The sequence below is a fragment of the Nonomuraea fuscirosea genome (genome assembly GCF_035917475.1).
In the GTDB taxonomy this organism is placed as follows: Bacteria; Actinomycetota; Actinomycetes; order Streptosporangiales; family Streptosporangiaceae; genus Nonomuraea; species Nonomuraea fuscirosea.
This window is the reverse complement of sequence record NZ_CP109074.1, coordinates 5,376,480-5,389,628: the sequence shown is the minus strand read 5'-3', so window position 1 is coordinate 5,389,628 and position 13,149 is coordinate 5,376,480. Positions and strand designations below refer to the sequence as shown.

10 protein-coding genes are annotated in these 13,149 nt (G+C 73.5%); 5 read left to right on the top strand and 5 right to left on the bottom strand.

Features of this window, described 5'->3' with window-relative positions:
- The first annotated feature begins 25 nt into the window (after positions 1-25).
- The gene (locus OIE67_RS24655) at positions 26-916 is read left to right on the top strand and encodes a dihydrodipicolinate synthase family protein (protein ID WP_326644199.1); all 891 of its coding nucleotides are present in this window, start codon (positions 26-28) and stop codon (positions 914-916) included.
- Positions 917-1,034: 118 nt separating this feature from the next.
- On the opposite strand, the gene OIE67_RS24650 is transcribed toward OIE67_RS24655, so the two are convergent.
- The 3 genes from OIE67_RS24650 to OIE67_RS24640 are packed head-to-tail and all read right to left on the bottom strand — an operon-like array spanning position 1,035 to position 4,527.
- Positions 1,035-2,972 (bottom strand): ligand-binding sensor domain-containing protein, encoded by a 1,938-nt coding sequence (locus OIE67_RS24650; protein WP_326644196.1) that lies wholly within the window; start codon positions 2,970-2,972, stop codon positions 1,035-1,037.
- A gap of 44 nt (positions 2,973-3,016) precedes the next feature.
- Positions 3,017-3,745, bottom strand: a complete 729-nt coding sequence (locus OIE67_RS24645; RefSeq protein ID WP_326644194.1) for an amidohydrolase family protein — start codon at positions 3,743-3,745, stop codon at positions 3,017-3,019.
- The gene (locus tag OIE67_RS24640; RefSeq protein ID WP_326644192.1) at positions 3,742-4,527 is read right to left on the bottom strand and encodes an amidohydrolase family protein; all 786 of its coding nucleotides are present in this window, start codon (positions 4,525-4,527) and stop codon (positions 3,742-3,744) included. Before OIE67_RS24640 ends, OIE67_RS24645 begins: the two co-directional genes overlap by 4 nt.
- 255 nt (positions 4,528-4,782) lie before the next feature.
- Between OIE67_RS24640 and OIE67_RS24635 the strand changes: the two genes are divergently transcribed.
- From OIE67_RS24635 to OIE67_RS24620, 4 genes are all read left to right on the top strand, one after another.
- The gene (locus OIE67_RS24635; protein ID WP_326644190.1) at positions 4,783-6,690 is read left to right on the top strand and encodes an outer membrane protein assembly factor BamB family protein; all 1,908 of its coding nucleotides are present in this window, start codon (positions 4,783-4,785) and stop codon (positions 6,688-6,690) included.
- Positions 6,691-6,699: 9 nt separating this feature from the next.
- On the top strand, positions 6,700-7,386 hold the full coding sequence (locus OIE67_RS24630; RefSeq protein ID WP_146178121.1) for an amidohydrolase family protein: 687 nt from the start codon (positions 6,700-6,702) through the stop codon (positions 7,384-7,386).
- Between the two features lie 55 nt (positions 7,387-7,441).
- Positions 7,442-8,188: an amidohydrolase family protein gene (locus OIE67_RS24625; protein ID WP_326644187.1), complete on the top strand. Its 747-nt coding sequence runs from the start codon at positions 7,442-7,444 to the stop codon at positions 8,186-8,188.
- Positions 8,189-8,271: 83 nt separating this feature from the next.
- Positions 8,272-9,492: a DegT/DnrJ/EryC1/StrS family aminotransferase gene (locus tag OIE67_RS24620; protein ID WP_326644185.1), complete on the top strand. Its 1,221-nt coding sequence runs from the start codon at positions 8,272-8,274 to the stop codon at positions 9,490-9,492.
- A gap of 12 nt (positions 9,493-9,504) precedes the next feature.
- On the opposite strand, the gene OIE67_RS24615 is transcribed toward OIE67_RS24620, so the two are convergent.
- On the bottom strand, positions 9,505-10,146 hold the full coding sequence (locus OIE67_RS24615) for a hypothetical protein (protein ID WP_326644183.1): 642 nt from the start codon (positions 10,144-10,146) through the stop codon (positions 9,505-9,507).
- A 127-nt stretch (positions 10,147-10,273) separates the two neighbouring features.
- Positions 10,274-13,021 carry a pullulanase-type alpha-1,6-glucosidase gene (gene pulA, locus OIE67_RS24610; RefSeq protein ID WP_326644180.1) on the bottom strand — a complete coding sequence of 916 codons (2,748 nt, stop codon included), beginning with the start codon at positions 13,019-13,021 and terminating at the stop codon, positions 10,274-10,276.
- Between the last annotated feature and the right edge of the window lie 128 nt (positions 13,022-13,149).

Sequence of the window (13,149 nt, the reverse complement as noted above, 5' to 3'; positions counted from 1 at the left end):
GGCCGTGCCGGTGAGGGGAGCGACGATGAGCACGCCGATCGACCCGCGGGCCGCCCGGTTGCGCGACCGCCTGCGCGGCGCCCTGGTGGCGGCCGCGGCGACGCCGATGGCCGCGTCCGGTGAGGTGGACCTCGACGTGGCGGAGGCGTACTTCCGCCGGCTGGCCGAAACCGGCGCCGACGCCCTGGCGGTGCTGGCCCACACCGGTCGCGGGCCCTACCTCGCGCCGGACGTGCGCGCCGGGGTGATCGAGCGCGCCTGCCGGACCGGCGTCCCCGTGGTCGCCGGCGTCGGCGGCGGCGCCGCCCCGGCCGCCGAGGAGGCCAAGGCCGCGGCGGCGGCGGGGGCCGGGGGCGTGCTGGTGTTCCCGTCTCCGGGCGACCGGGCGGCCCTGCACGACGAGGTGTGGACGGCGGCCGGGCTGCCGATGATCGCGTTCGACCTCTACACCGCGCCGTGCCCGCCGAACATGCTGCGCGAGGTCGTCCGGCACCCCGGCGTGGCCGGGCTCAAGACGGCGCTGCTGTCGGACGCGATGGGCTGCCAGGAGGCGATCGCGCTGACCCGCGCGGCGGGCCGGCTGGCCATCACCGGCGAGGACCGCATGTTCGGCCCCTCACTGCTGTGGGGGGCCGAGGCGGCGCTGGTGGGCATCGCGGCGGCGTCGGTGCCGACGACGGCCGCCGTGCTGCGCGCGTTCCGCCGCGACGACCTGCGGGAGTTCGAACGGGCGTCCGCGCGGCTGGACCGGCTGGCCGGGGCCACGTTCACGGCCCCCATGGAGGGGTACGTGCAGCGCATGTTGTGGCTGGCCGAGGCGGAGGGCCTCATCCCCGCCACCCACGCCTTCGACCCGTACGGCCCCGGCCTCCCCGACGACGAACGCCCCGGCGTCCTGGCAGCCGCCTCCGCCTGACACGCCGTCCTGCGTCGAGACGGGCTGTGCGGCGACACCTCCCGTCCTCCCTGACAGGCGTGCCGCGTGGCGACTCTGCGGAGAGCGCCCGGCGTGGGCCGGACGCGTTCTCCGTGTGTCAGATGGCGATGCGGATGAGGTTGCGGCCCTTGAGGCCGTACAGGGCCTTGCGGGACGGGTCGATGGTGATGCGGGAGCCGCCGCCGAACCAGTCGCTCGCCAGCCCATCCACGATCTTGCGGGCGGTGAAGGCGACCAGGTCGACCGTGTAGACGGCGTCCTCGTCGCTCGTGTACGCCTTCGTCCCGGACAGCACCAGATCGCCGCCCCGGTCGCAGACCTTGAGGGTGCGGGTGACCTTGCGCCGGCGCGGGTCGAACTCGAACAGCACGCCGTCTCCGGTGATGCCGTACAGGGCGAGCGCCGTGTGCTTGAGGCTCGTGATGGAGGTCGCGCCGGCCACCGGCTCGACCTCCCAGGTCACCTCGCGGCGCCGCAGGTCGAACGCGGCCAGCCGGGCCGTGGACGTCACCGGCGGTGACCCGAGGCCCTCCTGCGTGCTGGTGCCCAGGTAGACGGTGCCCAGCCGGGCGGTCAGCGCGAACACCGTCTGGCGCTCGACGACCGGCCGGTAGGTGTCGAGCCGGCCGCTGCGCGGGTCGTAGACGTCGAGCGCGCCGTTCTGGTGACCGGGCTCCGGCTGGGTGGACATCACGATCAGGCCGGTCGCCCGGTCGTGGCACAGATCCTTGGGCCGGTCCTGATTGTGGCCGGTACGCAGGAGCAGCTCGGCCTCGGCGTCGCCCGCGCGGTGGGAGTAGAGGGCGGCCTGGGTGTAGACCCCGAGGTACGTGATCCCGTTCGCGGTCATGATGGTCTTCGGCTCGCCGGGGATCGGCAGCCGGGTGACCTCGCCGGAGGCCAGGTCGTGCACGTCGCAGCCGCCCTTGCCGCCCACGTAGACGCGCTCGCCGTCGCTGTGCACGGACATGGGCTCCTCGGGGGCGGCCTTGAAGCCCTTGGCTACGTGGCTGACGTACTCGATGCCGCCGGTCGCGGGGTCGTAGACGAAGACGCCCGGCTCCTGGACGCCGTAGATGCGGCCCCCGTGCTCCAGGATCCGTACGGTCTGCGCCTCGGGGAACGGCACCCCGAGCACCTCGTACGTGCCGTCCTCGATCCGGTAGCGGTAGAACGTGCCGGACGGCCGCCCGGCGAAGTACACCCAGCCGTCGTGGATCAGCACCGAGACGACGTACTTCTCGCCCGGCGCGGTGGCCTTGACCACCTGGTACGCGGCCGGGTTCGTCTTCTCCAGCACGATCAGCTCGCCCAGCGAGTTCATCCCGCCGGCGATGTGGGTGGCGCTGATCGACATGCTCGACACCCAGTCGCGGTCGGCCACCTCGGCGGGCAGCAGCTCGCGCTTGTCCCCGGTCCTCCTGTCGATCGCGACGAGGTGGGCGTTGCTGCCGACGCCGGCGTAGACGTGGGTGTCGTCGGCCTGGATGCTGCGCACGTATGACTCGCCGGGGGCGGGCTGGCCCAGGTCGCGGCTTGCTCCCGTGGCGGGGTCGTACTCGACCACGCGGCCGGGCTGCGAGGTGCCCAGGTAGACCTTGCCGTCGGGCGAGGAGGCCATGGTCCAGATGTAGGGGTCGGGGTACTCGGCGACCTTCGTGGTCGTACCGGTCAGGGTGTCGATCCGGTACAGGTCTGACCTGGAGTGGGTGCCCACGTAGACGTCGGTGCCGACCTTGCACATCGCCCAGATGCCCACGCCCGAGGTGATGTCGAAGTGGGCGGTGACCTTGTCCTGGCCCAGGTCCCAGGCGCCGACGACGTTGGGCGCCAGGCCGCGCGAGCCGAGGTAGAGCACGTCGCCGACGAACTCGGCGTTGCCCAGCGGGCTGGTGACGCTGGCCGGGCCGAGGTCGGTGATCGTGCCCTCACGCTCGCGGCCCGCGGCGAGGGCGGGGGTGGCGGTGAGCGCGGGCAGGGAGGTCACGGCCGCGGTGGCGGCCGCGGCCTGGAGGAAACGGCGGCGGGGGATCATGCGCTGGCACTCCTCAGGACGGGTTGGCCGCACGCTATTACGGCCTAGGCCGTAATGTCCAGCTCAAAAAGTCGTACGGCGTTCCGCCACGCGATCAGCTCGGCCGTCTCCGCGTCCAGCCCGGCGGCCGCCACGGCCCCGAACGCCGACGCCGGGTCGATGAGGGTCGAGTCGGTGCCGAACAGCAGGCGGGTGCGGTCCACCGCCGCCGCGACCCGGGAGACGCGGCCCGCCGGGGCGTGGGAGTAGCAGGGCTCCAGGTAGAGCCGGTCGCAGGCGTTCGCGGCCTCGATGGCGTACGGGTAACCGTCGGCGCCCATGTGCCCCGCGATGACCCGCAGGCCGGGCGTGCTTTCACAGACCTCGGCCAGATCCAGCACCGTGGCGCCCCAGGTGTGCACCAGCGCGGGCACCCCGGCCTCGGCGACCATGGCCAGCGCCTCCCGCGTCTGGGGCGAGGTGACGGGCGACCTCGTGTAGTCGGTGTGGATCTTGACTCCGGCGAACCTGCCCGTCGGGAGGTGTTCGCGCAGGTCACGCTCGGCGTCGGCCTGCCTGCGCGGGTTGATCGTGACGTAGCCCAGGTGGCGCTCACTCGTGGCCAGCCACTCCGCCAGGGCCCGGTTGCCCGCCGGCGCGTCGTAGATCACCGCCTCGGTGGCCGACACGATCGACAGGGCGATGCCGTACCGGTCCATGGTCGCCAGGTTGGCGCCGGCCACGTCCATGGTGAAGAACCACGGGCCCCAGTGGGCGTGCACATCGATGATCATCCGAACAGCCTCCTCGCGTTGCCGCCCGCCACCGCGGCGACCTCGTCCGGCGTCAGGCCGCTGGTCGCCAGGCGCAGCAGGGGAACGATCGGCTCGTAGTGGGGGGTGCGCGAGCCGAACACGAGACGGTCGGCCGGGACGGTCTCCAGCGCGTCGGGGGAGTTGAGCAGGCGGGTCGAGGTGTGGAACCCGGGCTCGTCGGCGGCGGCCACCAGGAAGTCGCCGAGGTGGTAGAAGTGCGTGTCCAGGAAGACGACCTTGGCCTCCAGGCCGGAGAACGGCTGCCAGAACCTGCGCACGTCACCGCCGGTCAGCACGACCAGGCCCGACACGGCGGCCCGTCTGGCGACGTGGCGGACCGAGGGGAAGCCCGCCTCGACGCCCTGCTCGTCGGGGAACAGCCTGATCGCCCGCACGCCCAGGGGTTCGAGGCGGTCGATCTCGCGTACGGCGCCGATCGGGTCACGCAGATCGACGGTCCCGACCGGAATCACGTCCACCGCGCCTGCCGCGTCTCTTCCGGTCCCGGCGCCGCCACTCTCGGAGTTTCCGATGGTGCCACGCAGGGACAGGACCTCGTCGTTGCCCGAGCGCACGTCGAACAGCGCGGCCCGCAGCGACGCCACCGCCCCCGCCCTGACGCGGTGCCCGGCCAGGGCCGCGAGCACGGATTCCGGGGTGCCCGGCGGGCCGTCGCGGTCGGGATACGCGCCGACCAGCACGTCCACGTCGAAGGTCACCTCAAGCTCGCCGACCAGTCCACCAGCGTCGAACGCCGTCACACCGCCTCCATTGACTATTCCCGATCCGCACATTACGGTCTGGGCCAAAATTGGGCAACAACTCGCGGAGGTGCGGCCATGCCGCGCGGTTCCCTCACGCTCTCAGCGGTCCTGGCCGCCGTGCTCCTCACCACGGCGGCCCCGGCCTCGGCAGCGGTCTTACCCACGCCCCCCACGTCATCCGGCCCATCAGCCGGCGCACCCTCGCCCGTCATCCAGCCCGCCGAAGGGTCCCGGTCCTGTGCGGGGACGCGGGTGGAGACGTTCGGACCGGCGTCGCTGACCGGCGCGATCGTCGGCGCCGCCGTTCACGACGGCAGGGCGTACGTCGTCACCCGCGGCCAGAAGCCGCCCGTGCTGGCCGAGATCGACCTGGCCACGCGCGCGGTCGTCAGGACCGCCCGCCTGCCGGACGCCCCCGCGGCAGGGGAGCCCGAGGGCGGCTGGGCCACGGCGGTCTCCGGCGGCAAGGTCTACGTCGGCACGTACCCGGTGCCCGACCTCTACCGCTTCGATCCGGCCAGCGGCGAGGTGACGCACCTGGCCTCGTTCGGCAAGAACGGCGGCTACATCTGGTCGCTGGCCGCCGCGCCCGACGGCACCCTCTACGCCGGCACGTACCCCGACGGCCGGGTCAGGGAGTACGACCCGGACACCGGCGCCGTGCGCGACTTCGGCGTGCTCGCCGCCGGCGAGCGCTACGTCAGGGCGGTCGTGGCCGACGACCGCACCGTCTACGCGGGCCTGCTCGACAAGGGCAAGCTGGTGGCGATCGACCGGGCCACGGGCGCGGTCAGGGAGCTGGCGCAGGGCACGACGGGCATCGGCGTGGTGGCCGAGCACGGCGACCGGGTCCTCGCGGTCAGCGGGCCGGCCCTGATCGACGTGCGCAAGGACGGCACCGACGTCAGGAACGTCCCCCTGGGCCCGCTCAGCCTCGACGCGCTCACGGTCGCCGCCGACGGCACCGTCTACGCCACCTCCCGCCCCGACGGCGCGATCCACCGCTACCGTACCGGCGACACCGCCCTCACCCCGGTGGCCGATCCGCCGTCGCGGGACGACGAGACCAGGCGGATCGTGCTCACGGACGACGACACCCTCGTCGGGTTCTCCGGCAGCGGCGGCATGTGGTCGCTGGACCTGCGCACCGGCGCGTCCGCGTTCACCGACCTGATCGAGGCGGGCCTGCCCGCCGGGGCCGAGCGCCCGCAGAGCATGCTGCTGGTGCCCGGCCGCGCCGTCTACGTCGGCGGGCACTTCTTCATGGACGTACGCGACCTGCGTACGGGCGAGCAGCGCAGGTTCCGCGTCCCCGGCGAGCCCAAGGACCTGGTCCGCCACGGGAACAAGATCTATGCCGCCCTCTATCCCAGCGGCCAGGTCGTCTCCGTCGACCTGCGCACCGACGAGGTCCGCCCGCTGGCCCGCCTGGGCCACGACCAGCAGCGCCCGTGGGACATCGAGTACGACCCGGGAACCGGCAAGCTGCTGGTCGCCTCCGCCCCGCTGGGCGCCAGGCTGGAGGGCGCCCTGTCGATCATCGATCCCGGCACCGGCGCGATCGACTCCTACCCGGGCGTCATCCCTGACCAGAGCTTGATGAGCCTGTCGCTCGACTCCCGCGCGGGCGTCGTCTACCTGGGCGGCGACGTGCTCGGCGGCGGCGGGACGCCGCCGGTCAGAGCGTCGGCCTCCGTCGCGGCCTTCGACCTGCGCACCCGTACGGTGCGCTGGCAGGTGGACCCGGTCCCGGGCATGCGGACGTTCCAGGACGTCAAGGTGCACGGCGGCCTGCTGTACGGGGTCTACAAGCGCGACTCCGGCACCTGGATCGCCCTCGACCCGGCCACCGGGACGGTCAGGCAGCGGGGCGCCCTGTCCGGGTACGGCGAGCTGACCGTGCATCGCGGCCGGGTGTTCGCCGCCACGTTCTTCGGCGGTGGCAACGCGTACGAGCTGGGCACGGCCGAGCCCGGCGGCGGCGCGCTCGGCCCCGCCAGGCACCTGGCCACCGGTCTCGGCGACGACTGGTACACCAACCCGCAACTGCACTTCGAGCCCGGCTCGTGGCGGGCGTGGACCATGAGCGGCCGTCATCTGGCCAGGGTGGACCTCAACCCGCGCTGCCCGCTCTTGACCGTCACTCCACCGCAAGGCTAATTTCGGTCTGTGCCGAAATCAGTGCTGGACGCCCACCGGCTCATCGGGCCCGTGCCCTTCGATGACCTGCCCCGCGACCCGGGGCGGGAGATGGACCGGCTGGGCATCCACCACGCCTGCGTCACCCACACGCTCAGCCTCTACTCCGACGTTCACGCCGGCAACGAGGCGCTGCTCGGCCTGCGCGACCCCCGGCTCGTCCCGGTGCCCGTCCTGCTCCCCGAAGCGTTCGCGCCCGCCCAGGACTGGGACGTGCCGATGGTCCGCCTCTGCCCGGCCCGGCACCGGTACGAGCTCACCGGCCCCACGGCGCTGCGCCGGCTGGCGGACCTCGGCGCCGTCGCGGCGATCGAACTCGACGAGACCTCGCCGGCCGAACTCGTCACCCTCACCCGCCGGCTGCCGGAACTGCGCGTCCTGCTGCTCAGTCCCGGATACCGGCGGCTGCGCGCGATCGGCGAGCTCATGGCCGAGATCCCCAACCTGTGGCTGGAGATCGGCACCGTCAACACGCAGCGCGGCGTCGAATGGCTGGCCGCGCACTACGGCGCCGAGCGGCTCGTGTTCGGCACCGGGGCTCCCGTCATGGACGACTGCGGGCCCCGCTTCCTGCTCGACCACCTCGAACTTCCGGAGGCCGACATCGACCTGATCGCCTCGGGCGGCAGCCTGCTCGGGCAGGGAGTCCTGCGATGATCCTCATCGACCGGCTCGCTTCGGGCGGCGACCTGCTCGGGCGAGGAGTCCTGCGGTGATCCTCGACGCGCACGGCCACCTCGGATCGTGGCCCGACTTCCTCATCCCCGACCCCACCGCCGCCGGCATGGTGTCCCTGATGGACCGGCTCGGCATCGACGCGATCGGCATCAGCCACCTGCTCGCCGTCGGCCCGGACGCCGAGGAGGGCAACCGGCTGGCGTTCGCCGCGGCCGGGCGGTATCCCGGCCGGATCGGCGTCTGGCAGGTCTACAACCCGCACCAGCGCAACCGGCTCGCGGGCAGCGGCGTCTGGGGCGTGAAGATCCATCCGGACGTGCACGAATGCCGGCTCGACGACCGCCGCTACGACCCCGTGTGGGAGCTGGGCCTGCCGGTGCTCGCCCATGGCCAGACCGGCTCCCCATGGAGCGACCCGGCGCAGTTCGTCACCGTGGCCGGGCGGCATCCGCACGTGCCGCTGCTGCTCGGCCACGCCGGGCTCTGGCCGAACGGCTTCGCCAGGGCGGCCGAGCTGGCGGGCCCGTACCCGAACCTCTTCCTGGAGATCTGCGGTTCCAAGATGACCGGCCGCTGGATCGCCCGCCTGGCGGAGCTGATCGGCGCCGACCGGGTGATCTACGGCTCCGACGCCTGCTTCCTCGACCTGCGCGCCGGCTTCGGCCGCGTCGCCCTGGCCCCCCTCACCGACGCCGACCGCACCCTCATCCAGGGCGCCAACCTCGCCCGCCTGCTGCCCCCGGACCAACCGGCCGGGCCCGCCCGATCGCCCGCGCCGTGATCGCCCGAGCCTTGGTCATCCCGTCCCCGATCGCCTGACCCCGTTCGTCGTAACTTCGTTCGTGCAGACAAGGATCGACTCCTATGACGCTCGCCCTTCACGGTGGAGCCCCCGTCCGTACCTCTCCCTGGCCCGTCTGGCCGCCGCCGCTCGACGGCGCCCAGCGTGAACGAGTCACCGCCGTGCTGGACAGCGGACTGTGGGGCGCCACGCAGGGTGGGTCCGTGTGCGCGGAGCTGGCCGGCGCGTTCGCTCGCCGGTCGGGGGTCGAGCACGCCGTGACCGTCGGCAACGCCACGCTCGGTCTGTTCGCCGCGTTGCGCGGGCTCGGGGTCGGGCCCGGCGACGAGGTGATCGTCCCGGCGTACACGTTCGTCGCCTCGGCCACCGCCGTCCTGCTCGCCGGCGCCACGCCGGTGATCGCCGACGTGGACGCGGACGACCTGCACCTGTCGGCGGACACGGTACGGGCGGCGCTCACCCCGCGCACCGCCGCGATCATGCCGGTGCACCTCGCGGGCAGCCCGGCCGACATGGACCCGCTGACCGAGCTCGCCACGCGGCACGGGCTGGCCGTGATCGAGGACGCCGCCCAGGCGCACGGCGCCACCTACCGGGACCGTCCGGTCGGCGGGCTCGGCGACGCGGGCGTCTACAGCTTCCAGGCGAGCAAGGCGATGACGGCGGGGGAGGGCGGCCTGATCGTCTGCCGGGACCAGGCGGTGCACGACGCCGTCTGGTCGGTCTGCAACCTCGGCCGCGACCCCGGCGGCGCCTGGTACGGCCATCCGTCGGTCGGCTGGAACCTGCGGCTGACCGAAATCCAGGCCGCGCTGCTGCTGCCCTGGCTGGACCGGCTCGACGCGGAGATCGACCGCAGGAACGCGTTCTGCGCCGCCCTTGAACGCGAACTGTCCGCGATACCCGTGCCCCCGGGCCACGAAGGTGCGGGGGAGCCGGGAGAGAGAGCCGAGCCGGGGGGATTCCGGCCCGTGACGGTGGTCCCGCGGCCGGCGGGGACCACGCGGGACTCCCGGCACCTGCTGATGCTCAGGCTGCACGTGCCCGTCGACCGGTCGTTCCTGCTGGAGGCCATGGCGGCGGAGGGGGTGCCGCTCGACGGCGGCTACCCGCCGCTCGGCACCATGACGGCGCTGGCCGGGGCCGGCGCCAGGCCGGAGCCCTGCCCGGCCGCCGAGGCCGCCGCCCGCGAGGTGGTCTGGGTCCGCCAGTCCATGCTCATGGACGACCCCGCCGGTGCCGCCTGCGTCGCCGAAGCCCTGGCCAAGGTCCTCACGGGCTGACCCGCGACCGGGTCAGACGGACGCCGGGGTGGCCGGGGCCGTGGTGGGCTGCTCGGTGCGGATCAAGGCGTCGCACTCGGCGATCGTCTCCTCCAGCAGCGTCCGCAGCAGCGCGTCCGGGTCGGGGATGCACGCCTGCACGATCCCCACCACGGCCAGCTGCACCGCGTTCGGGGCCGCGTACCGGCGGAAGCCCTTCTCCGTGATCCGCGCGGCCCTGCTGAAGCGCCGGGCCTGCTCGGCCGCGTGCGGGACCTCTTCCATGGCCCGCCTGCTGCGCTCGCTCAGCCGCCCGGGCGGCGCGCCGTCGAGGCGGGCGAGCATCTCCTCGGCCGCCAGCACCGACACGGCCAGCGCGAGCTGGCGCTCGGCCGCCGCGACCGGCAGGGCCGTGGTGGCGCAGCGCAGCGCGATGTGCGCGTCCACCCGCAGGTCGTCGCCGGCCAGGCCGATGATGGACGGGACGAGGTGGACGAGCTTGGCCCGGCTCTCGTCGCCGGTGTTGTCGTTGACCAGGCGGGCGAGCGCGGCCAGCAACGGATGGGTGCAGGCCGGATGGTCGCTCCACCGCTCGCCGGCCAGGTAGGAGGCCAGCTCCATGAAGCAGGCGCCGCGCTTCGGGTTGCGATGCCTGCCGCGGGAAAGAACCGGCATGTGATCAAGGTGATTGTCCACGGGTGCTCCACTGCTCCACGCGATCGCCGTTTATACAGTCTGCGCCGTCGTGCCGCGCAATGCCAGTGATGTCCTTGAACGTTCCCACTACCCCGCCGGGTCACACTCAGGCACTCACGAACACCGCGACCGTCCGCGCGGGCACCGTCACCGTGCCGGTGGCGGGATCGAACGACGACTCCCGCACCACGGGGTCCTCGGAGGCCGCCTGTACGGGATGCAGAGCCACCTCCCGCCCCGCCACCTCCGGCAGCGCCTGCGCCTGGGCCGACGGGGTGGCGTTGAAGACGACCGTCACCGACGCCCAGCGCGGGTCGAGCCCTTCCGTGTCCACGTGCGTCGTGATCACCCCCTCCGCCGAGCCGGGGAACGTCAGCCGCCGCCCCACCTCCTCAGCCGACCCCAGCGCGAACGCCGGCGACGACGTCCTGATCCGCAGCAGCTCGCCGAACCCGGCCCGGGCAGCGCCGATGTCGGCGCAGCCGGGCCGCAGCGCGGGATCGGCGAGCAGCGGCCTGGCGTAGGGCCACGCGGCCTCGTTGGCGGCCCGGGGCGGCAGGCCCGCGCCGAAGCCGTTGCCCCGCTCGCAGTCCCACAGCAGCCGGTTGAACCAGTCGCCCGAGTCGTAGGAGTCGCGGTCGAACGACTTCGAGCGCAGCCGCTCCGAGCCCGCGTGCACGAACGCCGTCCCCTGCGCCAGCAGCACCGTGGCCAGTGCCAGCACCTGCATGCGCACCCGGTCGGCCATCGGCGTCTCCTGCGGCAGCTTGTACGCCAGCGCGTCGAACAACGTCTCGTTGTCGTGCGCGTCCACGTACGTCACCGCCTCCCCCGGCGCGGCGGTGTACCCGGCGGGCGAGCCGTGGTAGCCGACCTCCGAGCCCTTCCGGCCCGACGGCAGCACGTAGCCGGCCAGGTTCCCGGTCAGCCCCACCCTGATCAGGTCCGCGCAGTACGCCAGCCGCGCTCGCCGCTCGCTTGGCGTGCCGTTGGCCGGGGCGCCGTTGGGGTCGCCGGCCAGCCCGGAGCCGAAGCCCTGCACGCGCGGGTCGGAGTCGAAGGGGCCGCCGCCGCGCACCGCGTCCCGCAGCCGGTCGGTGAACGTGCCGATCCCGGTCCCGGCCAGGTTGCCCTGCGTGGCCTGCTCGAACCTGGCGCCGCCGGCCACCTCGCCGAAGTCCCAGCCCTCGCCGTACAGGAGGATCGACCGGCCGTCCACGCCGTCCCGCTCGGGTGTCAGCGCGTCGAGCGCGCGGCGGACGGCGAGCAGGTTCGCCTTCGGATGGTGACCCATGAGGTCGAAGCGGAAGCCGTCGATCTTGTACTGCGTGGCCCACGTGACGATCGAGTCGACCACGAGGCGGCCCATCATGGCGTGCTCGGGCGCGGTGTTCGCGCAGCAGGTGGAGGTGGCCAGAGAGCCGTCGTCCAGCAGGCGGTGGTAGTAGCCGGGCACGATCGGGTCGAGCACGCCGGTGGTGTGGGTGTGGTTGTAGACCACGTCCATGACCACGCGCAGGCCGGCCCGGTTCAGCCCGGCGACCATGGCGCGCAGCTCCCTGGTCCGCTCGTCCGGGCCGGTCGCGTACGAGCCCTCGGGCACCGTGTAGTGCAGCGGGTCGTACCCCCAGTTGAAGGAGTCCCGCGCGGCCGTGCGCGCGACGCATTCCTGCTGCGCCTCGGAGTCGGGCGGCAGCGCGGCCAGGTCGCAGTCGGGCTCCGTCCTGTCCTGCCTGCGCTCGGGGACGGTGGCGAAGTCGAACACGGGCAGCAGCTGCACGTGCGTCAGCCCGTCCCTGGCCAGCGCCCGCAACTCCCGCATCCCGGCCGTGTCGCCCGCCGTGTCGTCGGCGGGGTCGCCGCCGGGGTCGCCGCCGGGGGTGTCAGCGAAGGCCGCGTACGTGCCGCGCAGGGCCGGTGGCACGGTGGTGTCGGAGGCGGAGAAGTCGCGTACGTGCAGCTCGTAGATCGAGGCCCGGTGCGGCGGGACAGGGGGCGGTTTGACCAGCCGGTCCCAGCCGGGCGGCTTGAGCGCGGCGGCGTCCAGGCTCACCAGCCGGCTGCGCCCGCCGTCCGGGGTGACCGCCAGTCCGTACGGGTCGGTGACCTCGTTCGTCACGACCCCGCCCGCGCCGGGGGAGTACACGGTGACCAGGTAGGTGTACTCGCGGCCGAGCCACGACGGCGGCCCCTGCACCGACCACACGCCGCTCTCGTCGTCGCGCCGCATCGGCTGCACGCTGCTCCGCCCGGGGCCGTACAGCGCCAGCTCGACCTTCCGCGCGGTCGGCGCCCACACAGCCAGCCTCAGCGCGGTGTCGCTGGACGGGCCGAGTGACTCGGTGAGGGCGCGGGTGGCGTACAGGTCGTCGAGCACGCCCGGGATCTGCACGCCGGTCGCCGCCACGAGCGCGCCCGAGTCGTCCCGCGCCGCGGCCACGACCTGGCCGCGCAGTGCCTCGCGGACCATCCCGGCGTCCTCAGGGTGGACCGTGAACGCGGGATGGGCGGCCAGGTGCGGCCAGGCGGGCCGCTGCTCCTCGCTCAGCGTGCCGGGCAGCAGCCGGATCAGCTCCTGGACGCCGCGCAGGTCCCCGTCCCGCCAGGTGATCCCGCCGTCGGCGCTGAGGGCCAGGAAGTGGCGCGCCGCCGGCCCGGCCCGCCAGAGCACGGTGCCGCGGTCGATCCAGTGGGCCCTGGCCTCGCCGCCGGGCGGCTCGCCGCTGCTGTGCGTCAGGATCTTCGCCCCGCTTTCGTGATTCCCGTCCGCCTTCGTGATGCCCCACCCGGGCAGCGGTGATGCAGCACGACCCCGCCCCGGGCCAGACCCGCCCCGGCGGCGGCGACGCGGCACGACGGCGGTTCGTGCCAGAACCGCTGCCCGAGATGCCCTCGGGGTGTTGCCGGGACGTTACGGTCCGTCTACGATCTTTGCAACGCTTTCTGGAAATTTCAGAAAGCAATTGGCTCACTCTGGTAACT